Here is a 14,091-nt window from a genome sequence, read left to right on the forward strand (position 1 = left end):
CCTTCCCGTTTTCTTTTTAACTAAAAACTAATCCACACGCTTCATAACAGATTGGACAAGACCCTCGAGCAGGCTCTTGGAGTTTTCTACACTTTCTCCGCATACGGCGAAATACACCTTGATCTTCGGCTCGGTGCCGGAGGGGCGCAGGCAGAACCAGGATTGATCGTCCAGCACATACTTCAGCACATTTTCCTTCGGGAGCCCGTCCAGGCCCAACGAATAATCAAGCACCTGCACAACCTTCCGCCCGTTGATCTCCGCAGGCGGGTTGGTGCGCCAGTCACTCATAATGCCCTGAATTTGCTCTACGCCGTCCTTGCCCTTCATGGTTCTGGACTCCAGCTTCTCCAGGAAATAACCGTGCTCCGCATACAGCTTCAACAGCACATCATACAGACTCAAGCCCTTGGACTTGTAATAAGCACAAGCTTCAGCAATCAACATGGAAGCCACTACAGCATCCTTGTCACGGGCATAGTTGCCGGCCAAATAGCCGTAGCTTTCCTCATAGCCGAAGAGGAAGGTATGACCGCCCTCTTGGTCGAACTGGGTCATTTTTTCCCCGATATACTTGAAGCCGGTCAGGGTGTTCATCACTTCTGCACCATAGGATTGGGCGATCACGGCACCCATCTCACTGGTCACGATGGTCTTCACCACAACACCATCGGCGGGCAGCTGCCCCTTTTCCTTCAGGCTGCTGAGCAGATAATCCACCATAATCGCACCGGACTGGTTGCCGGTCATGATGAAGTATTCGCCATTGGAGTCCTTCACCACCGCTCCCATCCGGTCACAGTCCGGATCGGTACCGATGATCAAATCCGCATCCACCCGGGCAGCCAGCTCCAAAGCCAGCTTGAAGGCGTCCCGCTCCTCCGGATTGGGGGATTTGACAGTGCTGAATTGGGAATCCGGCAGCTCCTGCTCCTTCACCACATGAACATGCTCAAAGCCGACAGCAGCCAAAGCGGCGCGTACCGGCAGGTTTCCGGTTCCGTGAAGTGGCGTGTAGACAATGTGAAGCTTGTCGCTCATGGCCTTCACAACCTCAGGACGCTGGCTCACGGCGGTAACCACCTGCAGGTAAGCGTCGTCCACTTCCTTGCCGATCCAGTGGAGCAGGTTCTGGGATTCGGCCGCAGCCCGGTCCAAACGTTTGATCTGGTTGAAGGAGAGGTCGCGGATTTCGCCGATTACCAGATCAGCCATATGGGGAACCAGCTGGCCTCCGTCCGGTCCATACACCTTATAACCGTTGTATTCCGGCGGATTGTGGCTGGCGGTAATGACAATACCCGCGGAAGCCTTCAGATGGCGGACGGCAAAGCTCAGCTCCGGCGTAGTCCGCAGGGATTCGAATACATAAGCGGCAATGCCGTTGCCAGCCAGAACCAGAGCGGCCTCCAGAGCGAACTCCGGAGATTGGTTCCGGGAATCATAGGCAATCGCTACGGAGCGGGGCTCCGGCAATTCGTTAAGCAGGAACTGGGCCAAGCCTTGCGTAGCCCGTCCCACGGTATAAGCATTCATCCGGTTGGTACCGGCGCCGATCACACCGCGTAAGCCGCCAGTTCCAAATTCCAGGTCACGGTAAAAACGGTCCTCAATCTCCTTATCATTGCCTTCCAATGAAAGAAGCTCCGCTTTTGTCGCTCCGTCGATGCCTGCGTCATTCAGCCATGCCCGATACTGCTGTTCAACCTTTGAATCCAGTGCCATGTCCATCTCCTCCTCGAATCTATGTTTATTATGTATGAAGTAAAAAGACGATGCTGTCAGCCACCCTTGCCCGGATCGGTAATGGCAAACATGATTCCGCCCTCGGCCACAACCTTGCCGTCCACACTGGCAGCAGCATGTCCTTTGCCTACAATACCCTTCATCCGGGTAATTTGAACCTCAAGCCGCAGGACATCCCCCGGATAAACCTGGCCGCGGAACCGGAATTCGTCGATACCGGCGAACATGGCCAGCTTACCTTGGTACTGCGGGCATTTCAGAATAGCCACAGCGCCCACCTGAGCCAGCGCCTCCACAATCAGAACCCCCGGCATAACCGGGAACTCGGGAAAATGTCCGGCGAAAAACGGCTCATTCATGGAGACGTTCTTCAAGCCCACAGCACTTTTGCCCTCGTCTACCTCCAGAATCCGGTCGATGAGCAGAAACGGATGGCGGTGAGGGATAATCTTCTGTATTTCCTTAATATCCATCATGATAAAATCCTCCTCAACTGATATCCCACAACGTACGCGAATGTGCATAAATTCAATTGAAACGACTTACACTAGGAATGTCCCTTCATTCTCTGCAGGTTTGAGGGGTTCATATAAGAGAGCATATTTATAGGCCTTGTACTCCAATATGGGTCTAGAAATGTGCTCTTTTTCCTTTTACCTGGGGCAAACGCCCCGAACCGCGGATGGAGTATACATACATAATCGTCGTAAAAAAGGCAAACACCAATACTCCCCATAAATACCACACGGCGTACGGCCAGTCAAATATGATTGCCAGCACAGCCGCATAGAGCAGGACGGTGGTCAGCTTGCCCAGCCCGTTGGCAGGGACAGGCTTTTTCCCGGTGAAATGGAAGTACATGCCGCCGACAATCATACCCACATCCCGTACGAAAAAGACCACAGCCGCCGCCCAGGGGATCATCTTGGACAGCACCAAAGAAAGCATGACGGTAATCATCATTAATTTATCGGCCAGCGGGTCCAATACAGTACCCAATCCCGTAACCAGCCCACGCGACCTGGCAATATAGCCGTCCAGCACATCGGTCAGCCCGGCTGCCAGCAGGATTAGAAAGGCCAGCCTTATGTGGCCCTGCCAAAAAACGGCCGCATACAGCGGAATCATCGCCAGACGGAGGACCGAAAGTGCATTGGGAAGATTCATTTTTATCCGCTCCTCCACAAAGTTCCACATCCCTAACATTATACCGTCCCGCAGGAAAAAATAAAACTCCCCGAAGGGAGTTTGTACCAGAACGCCAGGGTCAGAAAACACACCCTAGGTTTCTGCAAATATGAGATCAAACATATGCTTCCACGTATTCCATTCCAACACATCGGAAAATGGCTTGTCCCCCAGCACCACGTATCCGGCCGACATGCCGGCAAAAAGAGCCAGCACACACACCAGCGGAACAATGGCATGCCGGAGAATCGGCCACCCGTACCGCCGCCATCCCCGCCCGAAGGAGCTTCCCTTCTTTTTGACAGGCTTGGACTGCGGGGTTGCTGCTTTCTTATCCATTGCCACTGGAGCGCCACTTCCTCCTGTTTGTTTCATGCAGCCTTGACCTTCATAAAAGCCTGCTGCTTGGTTCAGCCGCGCAGATTATTGGCCAGACTCATCATCGTATCTGCCGATGTTAATGCCCGGGAGCCCAGCTGGAAGGCGCGCTGCACCATCATCAACTCGGTCATCTCATCTGCCAAATTAACATTAGACTGCTCCAGGAAACCCTGCTTGACACTGATCGGCTTATCCAGACCCGTTTCCTGGGCGATAGGCCGCACGATGGCAGCCAGCTCCTGGGGATTGGCAGCGATACCCTCCGGTACTGTAAAGAGATTATCCCCTACCTGCTGCAGGAACTGCGGACGGAGAACCCGCACCAGCCCGATTCTGCCCTGCTCTACCGCATTCTCCTCCGGGTTGGAGCCGCTGTATGACCATACGGTGCCGTCAGCATCCACTCTAATCTTGTCCCCTTCGGGAATCGCAATGGGGTTGTCATTCTGGTCCAGAAGCAGATGCCCCTCCTGATTCGCCAAATAGAGGTTTTCCGTAGCCGTCATTCCCGCCGCTGCGGCTTGGGTATCGTCCAGCCTGGTCAGCTGGAAACTGCCGTCGCGGGTGTACAGAATATTGGCTGGCTGAGCCGGATCACCATCAGGTACCCGGACTCTAAACAGGCCGTCACCCTCAATGCCCAAATCGGTAGGGACTCCCGTATCCTTCAAGGTGCCCTGTTGGAAGTTGGTGGACACCTGGGACAGCTTAGCGCCCCAGCCCTGATTGAACCCAAGAGGAGTCAGACGCCCTTCCTTGCGGAAGCTCTGAGGCTGCTCCTTGACATTGTTCAGGATGTCCTCGAAGGTGGCTTCCTTGCGCTTAAACCCCGTCGTATTCAGGTTCGCCATATTGTTAGCCAGAATATCCAGCTTCTGCTGCATGCCGTTCATGGATACCATGGCATTAATCATAGAGTGATTCATGTTCGGTCCTCCCCTCCGGCCCTATCAGACGCGGCCAACCTCATTAACCGCCTTCTCCAGGCTTTTATCGTAAAACTGGACCATCTTCTGGTTGGATTCATATGCCCGCGCTGCAGCCATCATATCCACAACGGATTGGGTAGGATCTACATTGGAGCGCTCCAGATAACCTTGATGGAGCTGCACCTGCTCGTCCATCACCGCTTGGGTCACGCCATCCTCGTCTTCCTCATTCACCCGGTATACACCGTTGCCCTCCCGGATCATCCGGTTGGGATTCTCCACCCGGGAGATCAGAAGCGATTTGGCAGCACCGGCATTATCCGTCAGCGGCAGGCCGTTCACCGCATCCAGCAGCTGGCCGTTGGCGAGAATCTTCACATTGCCGATGGGCTGTCCATTGGCATCCTGCAGGGTAATCGGCTGGCCGTCCAGACCCAGCACACGGTAACCCTCCGGGGTGATCAGCTGGGCATTCTCATTCACCGTCAGCTTCCCGTTGCGGGAATAGCGGCGTTCGCCGGCTTCATTCTCCACCGTCAGGAACGCCTGGGGCTGGAAGGTTTTCTCCCCTTCGGGAGATACGTACTTGCCGGACTTGTCAAAGGGAGGCAGATTCGCGCCGTTCACATCCCGGAGGATGTTGGACACCAACGCCACATCCAGGGAATTTCCCGTCTCCTGCAGGTCGCCCTGCAGATAGATGGACAGATCCTCCTCCGCCAGCACACCGGTATTGATCAGACCGAGACGTTTCACGGGTTGGCTTGTCCCCGGATCCATGGCAGAGATCAGCACCTCGGGAAAAGACCGGGATACCGCACTGCCCTGCTTAAAGCCGGGTGTATTGATATTGGAAATATTATTGGTAATGGTATCATGCTTGCGCTGCTGGGTAATCATGCCGGCCACCGCAGTATACATGCCTCTTAACATGACGGACTATCCCTCCCGATCACTCATACTAGACATATATATCGGCAGATCAATACTTTCTTTTAATAACCTTGTCCAGGTTGTCCAGCATAATGCCGGTCCCCTTAACCACACAGTGCATCGGATCCTCTGCCACCAGCACGGGAACCTTAAGCTCTTCAGCCAGAAGCATGTCCAATCCGTGAAGCAAAGCGCCGCCGCCGGTGAGAATAACCCCGCGGTCGATAATATCCGCCGACAGCTCCGGAGGAGTGCGCTCCAGCACCGACTTGGCCGAGGTCACAATGGCGGACACCGGCTCCCAGAGGGCTTCGCGAATTTCATTGGAGTTGATGGTGATGGTCAGCGGAAGTCCGGTTACCATATCCCGTCCCCGGATATCCATCTCTTCATAGCGGTCATCGCCGAACACCGTGGCAATGCGCACCTTGATATCCTCTGAGGTGCGTTCTCCGATAAGCAGCTTATACTTGTTCTTGATGTACTTCATGATCGCGTTATCGAACTTGTCCCCTGCGATCTTAATAGAAGAGGAGGTTACAATGTCGCCCATGGAAAGCACGGCAACATCCGTAGTTCCTCCGCCAATGTCCACGACCATATTGCCGTAAGGCTGGAAAATATCCATCCCGGCGCCAATTGCCGCAGCCTTCGGTTCCTCTTCCATATACACTTCTCTGGCCCCGCTGCGTTCAGCCGCTTCGCGGATGGCCTTCTGCTCCACGGATGTAATATTCGTCGGTGCACAAATAAGAATCCGCGGGTGGCTGTACCACTGCTTGCCGCCGATTCTTGCTATAAAATGCTTGAGCATCTTCTCTGTGATCTCAAAGTCTGCAATTACGCCATCCTTGAGAGGGCGAATAGCCACAATGTTGCCGGGTGTGCGGCCTACCATCTTCCTCGCGTCTTCGCCAACGGCCAGGACATTCTTCGTATCGCTTTCAATGGCCACTACCGAAGGCTCGTCGAGAACCACGCCGCGCCCCTTAACATGAATCAGGACATTCGCCGTCCCAAGGTCAATTCCAATATCCTTGCTGAACATGTTACACGTATCCTCCTAAACCAACCGTCCGTCCCCACAAAAAAGACCGGTGCTTCAAATGTAAACAGGCTAGGGATATATTTCGACATCAAAACGGAATATCCTTTTTCATTAGAGGAAAAGTTTTGTCGGGTGGGGAGGGGGCGATCAGCTTATGCTTGCGGTATGCCCTAAGATTTAGCCGATACCAGCTGCTCCGGAGTCCGGGTATGCCGGGTCTTCTTGTATTTGACCTTGGTGGCCTCGCCGCCCCTCAGATGCCGGATGGACTTGTGGTAGTCCAGAATCGTCTTCACCTGATTGGCAAGCTCAGGATTAATCTCCGGAAGCCGCTCTGTCAAATCCTTATGGACCGTACTTTTGGACACACCGAATTCCTTCGCTATGGTGCGGACGGTACTGCGGGATTCCACAATGCTCCGGCCGATCTTGATGGTCCTCTCCTTGATGTAATCGTGCACGCCCCTCGCCTCCTGTGCTCGAGATAGTTTGGTACATTATATGAGGAGGGAGTCCATATATGCGTTGTTTCCTGCGCAACTTGAGCCAAACCCCACAAAAAGCAGGGCGGAACATGAAAAAGCAGGGGAAATCCCCTGCCTTTCGTCTATGCGGTTGGCTTTAGGCCCGTTTACTTCTTGGTGGCTGCATCGGAGGTTTGGGTGCTGGCTCCGGTTGCCTGTCCTTCTGTGCCACCGGTTTGGACCGAAGCTCCGGCAGTGCCGGTTTTGGCGGCTGCATCTGCAGTGCCGGTTGTTGTGGTTCCGGTTGTTGTAGTTCCGGTTGTGCCTGTGCTGGCTGTAGCGCCAGCCGGATTCAGGAACTGCTCCGGATTCACGGATGCACCGCTGGCGCCTTGGCGGACCTCAAAGTGAAGATGGGTGCCGTGATCCTTCTCCAGCTCATTACGGCCTGCTTTGGCGATGACATCGCCCTTTTTCACGTCGACGCCCTTTTGCACATTGACGCTGGCCAAGCTTTGGTACACGGTGACCAGACCGTTCGGGTGGGTGATTTCCACCTGATAGCCCACCAGCGGATTTTTTTCCACCAGGGAAACCTTGCCGCTTAATGCAGCCAGCACCTCAAATTCCTTGTCATCCTGACGGGCCAGATCCATACCCAGATGCGGGGTGAAGGTGTCTCCGTATTCCACCAGAGCAGCTTGCTTGATGTTGTCGGCAGCCTTTTCCTCATAGAAGGACATGATCTGCTCCACTTCGCCGCGGTCCTTCACCGGCCACTGCATGGTTTCCACAGGGGCGGCCACCGGAACGGCTTCCTGGCCGGGGTTCATCACGGTTTCGGTAACCGATTGTTTACCTCCAGCATCCTTCACTGAGCCGCCGCTGCCCTGATAGACCCATACCAAGGTTAGAATAAGGGCGGCTGCTGCCATGTACACGGCGGGGAATACCCACTTCTTGCTAAACAGTCTTCTCCAGGAAAATGCGGTTGCCTCCGCAGGAACTGCCTCTTGGGATTCGCGGGTTCCTTTGGCTTCTTGCTCGTTCTTCTTTTGATTATCCATGTTTATATCACCTCATCAACCAGTGTTGCCAGATAGAATCGGTTTATACGCGAGGTGATAGATTTTTTGTTTTAGATTTTAGTAGGACTGTTACGGTCTAGCTTTTGGGATAACCTGCACTGCTGATACTCACACCTTTATAGTAATAACGGATAATCTCCTCCGCACTTTTGCCTTCCTTGGCCATGCCGTTGGCGCCCCACTGGCTCATGCCCACCCCGTGTCCGTAGCCGTAGGTGGTAATCTTCACTTCACCGCCCGATAGCTTCCATTCAAATTGGGAGGAATTGAGGCCCAGCTTCTCCCGGACCTCACGTCCGGTGAAGGACTTGCCGCCGATGCTGATTTTGCCGATGCGGTGCCCTTCCGTTGTGGAGATCACCTTGCTGCCGGTGACACCGGCCGATGCCGTTACCGTACCGCTTAAGCCCAGCTTTTTCAGAAAATCCTTGTAGGTTACACTCACGGTTTCCTTGAAACGGGGTGATAGCTTGGCATCCCAGGGAGAGGGCACGCTCCGCAGATAAGGAACCTTGTCTCCCCAATAGTCTTCGGAGTTTTCGGTATAGCCGTTGCTGGTAGAGAAGAAGACTGCATTGATCGGCTTCCCGTCATAGAGGATAATCCGGCCCTCCGTTTCCAGCACGGCACGGTTCAGCTTCTCCCAATTGGTCGTGGCGGCAGATCCGCTCCACTTGCCGTTCAACTGCTCCTGGGTCAAATAAGCCTGATGGGCTACCGTATCCGTAACGACGGCACCTTGAAGGGGAACCTGGCTGGTGTCATTGTCCTGCAGGCGGCGGACAATGTAGGTCCGGGCGGCCAGTGCCTGGGCCTTCAACGCCTCCAACTCAAAATCCACCGGCATTTCCGCGGCAATTACCCCGCGTACATAGGCCTCTATGGGGACTTTATCGATTCTTTTCTCCCGGGAAAGATACACCGGCACCAGCGGCAGCGAAGCTTCAATGGACTGGGTGTTGGCCAGAACAGCGGCTGCAGGCTGCCCGTTCTCCGGCGGGGCAGTCTGGCTCTTGGGGGAATCCGGCACTAATGCGTGGATGGTAAGCGTCAGCAGGAATGCCCCTGCAAGACTTGCGGCCATCCAGAGAGGGACATGTCTCTTGATGTGGTTCGTGAGATTCATAGCGGGCTCCTTTGGTTCCAAGGAGAACTGCGGCAAAAATAGACGGGCTCATTTCTCTCGCAGCTCCCATGTAGTAGGATGAATAGGTTGTTATCTATCCTATGAGCCCGCTCCTTTTGATAGAACCCCTTGGTTGTTCCGTTTGCTAGGGCGTGTTAGGCCGTATTTGCAAACACGTTCTGGCCTCCAGCTGCAAAAAAAGAGCATGCCCCGTGCAGCTTTATGCTGCCGGACATGCTCCTTTTAACGTATGTTCTACGCCCAGGTAGGCGAGATGGCGAAGATACCCACGTCCTGACGCTCCTCCGTACGCTCCCGTTCCGCTTCCGGGTCCACCCGGCGGATATCGGCGCCCATGGCGGCCAGGCGGCCCTCCATATCCACATACCCTCTGTCGATATGGTGCAGGCCTGTAATTTCGGTTTCTCCGTCGGCGACAAGACCCGCCAGTATTAAAGCCGCTCCCGCCCGCAGGTCGGTGGCGCATACCTTAGCCGGCGCCAGCCGGTGCAGGCCGTTGATAACAGCGGCGCGCCCTTCCACATTAATATGGGCCTTCATGCGGGACAGCTCCTCCACATGCATGAAGCGGTTTTCGAAGACGGTTTCCGTAATGACCGAGGTCCCTTCCGAAACAGCCAGCAGCGCCATCATCTGCGCCTGCATGTCCGTAGGAAATCCGGGGTATGGCAGAGTTTTCACATCAACGGCGGTCAGTCTGCGGTCTGCGTATACAGAGAGCCCATTCTCCAGTTCGCGGATTTCCGCGCCCATCTCCTGGAGCTTGCTGACAATGGGCATCATATGATCGTAAATAGCCCCCTCAATTCGAATGGCCCCTTGGGTAATGGCAGCTGCGACCATATAGGTGCCCGCTTCAATCCGGTCGGGAATCACCGTATGTACAGCGCCGTGAAGGCGTTCAACCCCTTCAATGCGGATCACTCCGGTCCCGGCACCGCGGACCTTGCCGCCCATTGCATTTATGTAATTGGCCAGATCCACAATCTCCGGCTCCTTGGCAGCATTCTCAATCAGAGAAGTGCCCGAGGCCAAAGCCGCGGCCATCATAATATTCTCCGTTGCACCTACACTGGCTACATCCAGATAAATCTTGGCACCCTTGAGCCTTCCCTTGATTCTGGCCTCAATATATCCCTGGCCTACCTCGATGCGGGCACCCATAGCCTCGAATCCCTTGAGATGCTGGTCAATGGGCCTGGTGCCGATGGCGCAGCCTCCTGGCAAGGATACACGGCATTCTCCAAACCGGGAGAGCAGCGGCCCCATCACCAGAAACGATGCTCGCATCTTTCGCACCAGCTCGTAGGATGCCTCCAAAGAGGTAATATGTTCCGCATTGATGCGTGTTGTTTCATTATAATATTCCGCTTTCGCCCCCAACGTGGCCAAAAGCCGGTGCATCACCTTTACATCCTCCAGATATGGCACGTCATGAATGACGCTTTCGCCCTCCGAAGCCAATAAAGAAGCTGCAATAACGGGCAGCACAGCGTTTTTAGCGCCCCCAATGCGGACGCTTCCCGCCAGTCGCTTGCCGCCGCGGACGATGATATGGCTCATATGGCTAACCTCCGCGTAACAGATTCGTCTTTCATTCCATGCACACTATCCACAGCATTCGCAGCCGCCTTTCATTTTGAAGCCGTAGGGCGGACATGAATCACGCAATATTTCTTACTCCCATTGTTGACAAATTGTGCGGATGTTATTCGGTTGCAGGTTCTTTTACCCGGAAGCCTGCCTTTTATAAACGCTTTAATAAACGCTATACTCGAATCTACCCGGCAAACTGCAGCTTTAATCGCTCCCCGCGTATGTTTATGCTGTCAGATTGCATACAGCCCTTATAAAATCCGCCAAAACGGAAGCCGATAGGCTTAAAACAGCCCCTTCATCATCCCGGTCCATTCAAAATAAGCAATCAGAAAGCTGGCTACCTGATAACCCAGGGCAACGGACAGAAAAATCAGCAGGATCTTGGCGGGGGTGCTTTTGGGATTCTTCAAAAAAACATCCAGGCGGAGCTGCTGAAGGCCCCACCAGGAAAACGCAATACAGATCAGGACCACCACAATATAGGTCATCCCTGTAATACCCAGGCCGGTAAAAAACGCGTCATTCTCCATCCCTTTATCCCCCTTACAGCTTCAGCATTCGTGCAGCCAGATGCATCCATTCCGCGCGGGTTGCTGAGCGCTCCGGCCGGAAGGTGCCATCCGGATATCCCTCCGCCCAGCCCTCATCCTTCATTTGGCGGAGTACCGACGCCCCCCAATAGGATTCATTCACATCCGGAAACGGCGGCCCAAATCCGGAAGCCCCCCGTTTGCCGGTGGCACTGGCCAGCATATTCAACATTTCCATGCGCGTAATGCTCCGGTCCGGAGCAAAGGAGGTGGCCGTTACCCCACGCACAATACCTGCCTTATAGAGCCGGGCAACCGCCGGATACGCCCAATGCTCCTGCGGCAGATCCCCGAACCCGGGAGCGATGCCGTCCTGCAGACGCAGCGCCCGGTCCAGCATAGCTGCTGCCTCCGCTCTGGTAATTGGACGGTCCGGATACAGATTGCCTCCACCGTAGCCATTGATATAACCCTTGCGGACCAGACTGCTCAACACCGGCTCCGCCCAATGCCCGTAAATATCGGCAAAACCCTCTACCAGCCGGTCTACATGCAGCTCCAGGCTGTACAGCTGCTGGCGGACTCCCGCTGTAGAGAATGCCTTGATATAGTAAGTGCCTGCAGGCAGGGTCAGGTTGGAGCCCCAGCTGTTTTTGTCTACCGGAGAAACCGGCATCTGAATCTCCTTCAGAGTGCCGTCCAGCAGCTGGAGGTTCACTGCGTCGGAATCCGGAAACAGGTTAAATTCCAGATGGATATTGCTTTCCCCCTCCAGTTTGAACCTGTACCAATCCACATCCGTATCCGGATCAATGACACCCAGGTAATTTTCATCCGGCACCAGGGTAGTGGCCTGATAGGATTTGTTGTTGGGCTCGTAGGGGTCTTCATAGGTGGTGGCCAGATGGATATCCAGGATATATTCACCCACGATAGGATACGTATAGCTTGCCAAATTGGATACCCGGATATAATAGAGCCCCGGCGTGACCTCCGCCTGATAGGATTCCAGCTCGCCATCCCCATTATGGTCAATAACCAGCTCCTTGCCGCCCTTCTTCAGGAAAGTCAGCACAGGGTCCATCCGCGACGTATCCGGTGTAACCTTGAGCCGCAGGGTCCCCGGCTGATCCACAGGAAGGCTAAACCAGTCCTGGTCCTGGTTATGGCTGAAGGTGCCTACCAAAAGCTGGCTCCGCGACGGAAGCATGTAAGCTTTATACTGACGGTCATTATCCTCAAACGGATCCTCGTAAATCCGGAAGTTCACCTTAAAGGAGTAAGCGGAGGAACCAGTGCCCGTAATGCGGACGTAATGCCTGCCCTTTTTGACGGGTATGGGATTTCCGGTGGGATTCGGCAGCTCGGCTTCCTCTGTGCCGCCTTCGGTCACATGGGCAACCGTCATGTCCACCGCTGCCCCGGTCAGCTTGTACTGCGCGTAGCCGTCATAAGGGGCCTCCCAATAGAACCAATCCTCGTCCCCCGGCTCCAGATAAGCAGTAATGCTTTTGTTGGAGGAAATAGGCTTGGCCGCATTCTGACGATTGTTCGGCTCATATATGTCGCGCTTCAGTTCCTCCCGCACGGCTCTGTCTACCCGCAGAAGCCCGTAGCCCGTCTCCTGGTCCCAGCCGGCAGGTCCGATATCCTGGGCGGTCTGCTTCATCAGATTGCGCAGCTCCACGGGGCTTAAGGACGGGTGGGTGGCCCACGCCAAAGCTGCGGCGGCGGCTGCCTGGGGGGCAGCCATAGAGGTACCGTCCCGGTATTCGTAAGCGCCTCCCCGGACGGTAGTAAACACCACCCACGGGGCCACAATATCCAGCTCCGGCCCATAGTTGGACAACGGGTCCCGCATATTGTCGGCCCCGACTCCGCCCACGGCCAGAACCGTATCGTACGCAGCAGGGTACTTCACCGCATCCCCCTCATTGCCGGAGGCGGCGACCAGCAGCACACCGGCAAGCTCGGCTTCCGCCACAACCTGCTCCATATAGGCGGACTGTTTGTTCAGCCCCAAGGACAGGACAACAATACGGGCTCCGTTATGAATGGCATAGCGGATGCCCTCCCCAAGCTTATCCTCATCCCCGTTGCCGTCAGCCTCCAATGCCTTGATGGGCATTATCCGCGCATTCCACAGCAAGCCTGCCGTGCCTTTATCATTGTCGGCTGCAGCGGCGATTACCCCGGCCACATTGGTGCCGTGCCCGTTATCGTCATCGGGATATGTACCGTTTTCAATGAGATTGATGCCCGGCACCAGCTTGTCCTTCAAGTCGGGATGGGTCAGGTCCACTCCGGTGTCTACCACCGCAATCACCAGATCCGAGCCGGTGACCACGTCCCAGGCCTCCTCCGCACGAATCTGCTTCAGATAATGCTGGTTGGGCAGCAGCGGGTCATTGGGCGTACGCGCCACCTTCACCTTCTGGTTAGGTGAAATGGACTCTACCAGCGGGCTCCCCTTCCAATGGGCAAGCCATTCCTCTTCCCCCAGCTCAGGCAGCGGCAGGGCTACAGTGACGTGGGAGGCCGGATATTGCCGGACGATCCGGCTCTCCGCCAGGAATGCCTCCGGCGGCTCCTGGCGCCATTGAATGATCCATTCGGCGGGAACCTCTGCGGATTTACCCGGCTGCTCTCCGGTGCTCCGGACAGAGGAGCCGTTCGTAATGCCGGCGCATATAAACAACGCCAGCCCCAAGAGCATGATTATATATCTATATCCAATGGATCGCTCCATCTTCATTTCCAGATCCTCCCGGGTTCCGGCTTTCTACGCTATGCATGATGCATGGCGGAACCCTCTATTAAAAAACACTCCAAAGCCACATTATACATCACATCTGTTCGTTGTGGGGCGTATGGGGGAAATTTCTTATTGTGGAAGCGCATCCATTTTGCTGGCAGAGAGCATTGGACATTCAGGGACTTCACGGCCTGAATCAAGGGTCCTCCGCCACGCCCAAAACAGCAAAAGCCGGTCCCCCTGTTGACGGGAAACCGGCATTCATCAGCTTGCAGCAGCCACT

At 55.0% G+C, this 14,091-nt stretch carries 13 protein-coding genes; all 13 read right to left on the reverse strand.

The features are described 5' to 3' along the window. Window positions 1-27: 27 nt before the first annotated feature. The 13 genes from ACI1P1_RS20595 to ACI1P1_RS20655 all read right to left on the reverse strand — a co-directional run bounded on the left by ACI1P1_RS20595 (window position 28) and on the right by ACI1P1_RS20655 (window position 13,808). Window positions 28-1,725, reverse strand: a complete 1,698-nt coding sequence (locus tag ACI1P1_RS20595; RefSeq protein ID WP_416218327.1) for a phospho-sugar mutase — start codon at window positions 1,723-1,725, stop codon at window positions 28-30. Between the two features lie 56 nt (window positions 1,726-1,781). After that, window positions 1,782-2,222, reverse strand: coding sequence for a 3-hydroxyacyl-ACP dehydratase FabZ (gene fabZ / locus ACI1P1_RS20600; protein ID WP_416218328.1), 441 nt, complete (start codon window positions 2,220-2,222; stop codon window positions 1,782-1,784). A 154-nt stretch (window positions 2,223-2,376) separates the two neighbouring features. Continuing rightward, complete coding sequence (locus ACI1P1_RS20605; RefSeq protein WP_416218329.1) at window positions 2,377-2,913, reverse strand: CDP-alcohol phosphatidyltransferase family protein; 537 nt, start codon at window positions 2,911-2,913, stop codon at window positions 2,377-2,379. Between the two features lie 114 nt (window positions 2,914-3,027). Continuing rightward, window positions 3,028-3,273, reverse strand: coding sequence for a DNA-directed RNA polymerase subunit beta (locus ACI1P1_RS20610; protein WP_416218412.1), 246 nt, complete (start codon window positions 3,271-3,273; stop codon window positions 3,028-3,030). Window positions 3,274-3,344: 71 nt separating this feature from the next. Next, entirely contained in the window at window positions 3,345-4,241 is an 897-nt protein-coding gene (locus ACI1P1_RS20615; protein WP_416218330.1) for a flagellar hook-basal body protein, read from the reverse strand. Window positions 4,242-4,265: 24 nt separating this feature from the next. Further along, on the reverse strand, window positions 4,266-5,177 hold the full coding sequence (locus ACI1P1_RS20620; RefSeq protein ID WP_416218331.1) for a flagellar hook-basal body protein: 912 nt from the start codon (window positions 5,175-5,177) through the stop codon (window positions 4,266-4,268). 49 nt (window positions 5,178-5,226) lie between these two features. Next, window positions 5,227-6,225 (reverse strand): rod shape-determining protein, encoded by a 999-nt coding sequence (gene mreB / locus ACI1P1_RS20625; RefSeq protein WP_416218332.1) that lies wholly within the window; start codon window positions 6,223-6,225, stop codon window positions 5,227-5,229. Between the two features lie 170 nt (window positions 6,226-6,395). After that, complete coding sequence (gene spoIIID / locus ACI1P1_RS20630; RefSeq protein ID WP_113019368.1) at window positions 6,396-6,686, reverse strand: sporulation transcriptional regulator SpoIIID; 291 nt, start codon at window positions 6,684-6,686, stop codon at window positions 6,396-6,398. Window positions 6,687-6,856: 170 nt separating this feature from the next. Next, entirely contained in the window at window positions 6,857-7,756 is a 900-nt protein-coding gene (locus tag ACI1P1_RS20635; RefSeq protein WP_416218333.1) for a peptidoglycan DD-metalloendopeptidase family protein, read from the reverse strand. A gap of 97 nt (window positions 7,757-7,853) precedes the next feature. After that, window positions 7,854-8,903, reverse strand: a complete 1,050-nt coding sequence (gene spoIID / locus ACI1P1_RS20640; RefSeq protein ID WP_416218334.1) for a stage II sporulation protein D — start codon at window positions 8,901-8,903, stop codon at window positions 7,854-7,856. A gap of 255 nt (window positions 8,904-9,158) precedes the next feature. Then, the gene (gene murA, locus ACI1P1_RS20645) at window positions 9,159-10,487 is read right to left on the reverse strand and encodes a UDP-N-acetylglucosamine 1-carboxyvinyltransferase (protein ID WP_416218335.1); all 1,329 of its coding nucleotides are present in this window, start codon (window positions 10,485-10,487) and stop codon (window positions 9,159-9,161) included. 317 nt (window positions 10,488-10,804) lie between these two features. Further along, the gene (locus ACI1P1_RS20650; RefSeq protein WP_416218336.1) at window positions 10,805-11,053 is read right to left on the reverse strand and encodes a DUF1146 family protein; all 249 of its coding nucleotides are present in this window, start codon (window positions 11,051-11,053) and stop codon (window positions 10,805-10,807) included. 13 nt (window positions 11,054-11,066) lie between these two features. Then, window positions 11,067-13,808, reverse strand: coding sequence for a S8 family serine peptidase (locus ACI1P1_RS20655; protein ID WP_416218337.1), 2,742 nt, complete (start codon window positions 13,806-13,808; stop codon window positions 11,067-11,069). Window positions 13,809-14,091 lie beyond the last annotated feature (283 nt).

It is taken from the genome of Paenibacillus mesotrionivorans (assembly GCF_046098205.1).
GTDB classification, from domain to species: domain Bacteria; phylum Bacillota; class Bacilli; order Paenibacillales; family NBRC-103111; genus Paenibacillus_AR; species Paenibacillus_AR mesotrionivorans.

What these genes read in the sequence shown, in the direction of transcription:
- ACI1P1_RS20605 (WP_416218329.1), bottom strand. Translation starts at nt 2,913, where the DNA reads ATGAATCTTCCCAATGCACTTTCGGTCCTCCGTCTGGCGATGATTCCG.
- fabZ (WP_416218328.1), bottom strand. Translation starts at nt 2,222, where the DNA reads ATGATGGATATTAAGGAAATACAGAAGATTATCCCTCACCGCCATCCG.
- ACI1P1_RS20610 (WP_416218412.1), bottom strand. Translation starts at nt 3,273, where the DNA reads ATGGATAAGAAAGCAGCAACCCCGCAGTCCAAGCCTGTCAAAAAGAAG.
- ACI1P1_RS20620 (WP_416218331.1), bottom strand. Translation starts at nt 5,177, where the DNA reads ATGTTAAGAGGCATGTATACTGCGGTGGCCGGCATGATTACCCAGCAG.
- mreB (WP_416218332.1), bottom strand. Translation starts at nt 6,225, where the DNA reads ATGTTCAGCAAGGATATTGGAATTGACCTTGGGACGGCGAATGTCCTG.
- ACI1P1_RS20655 (WP_416218337.1), bottom strand. Translation starts at nt 13,808, where the DNA reads ATGAAGATGGAGCGATCCATTGGATATAGATATATAATCATGCTCTTG.
- ACI1P1_RS20650 (WP_416218336.1), bottom strand. Translation starts at nt 11,053, where the DNA reads ATGGAGAATGACGCGTTTTTTACCGGCCTGGGTATTACAGGGATGACC.
- ACI1P1_RS20595 (WP_416218327.1), bottom strand. Translation starts at nt 1,725, where the DNA reads ATGGCACTGGATTCAAAGGTTGAACAGCAGTATCGGGCATGGCTGAAT.
- ACI1P1_RS20615 (WP_416218330.1), bottom strand. Translation starts at nt 4,241, where the DNA reads ATGAATCACTCTATGATTAATGCCATGGTATCCATGAACGGCATGCAG.
- ACI1P1_RS20635 (WP_416218333.1), bottom strand. Translation starts at nt 7,756, where the DNA reads ATGGATAATCAAAAGAAGAACGAGCAAGAAGCCAAAGGAACCCGCGAA.
- murA (WP_416218335.1), bottom strand. Translation starts at nt 10,487, where the DNA reads ATGAGCCATATCATCGTCCGCGGCGGCAAGCGACTGGCGGGAAGCGTC.
- spoIID (WP_416218334.1), bottom strand. Translation starts at nt 8,903, where the DNA reads ATGAATCTCACGAACCACATCAAGAGACATGTCCCTCTCTGGATGGCC.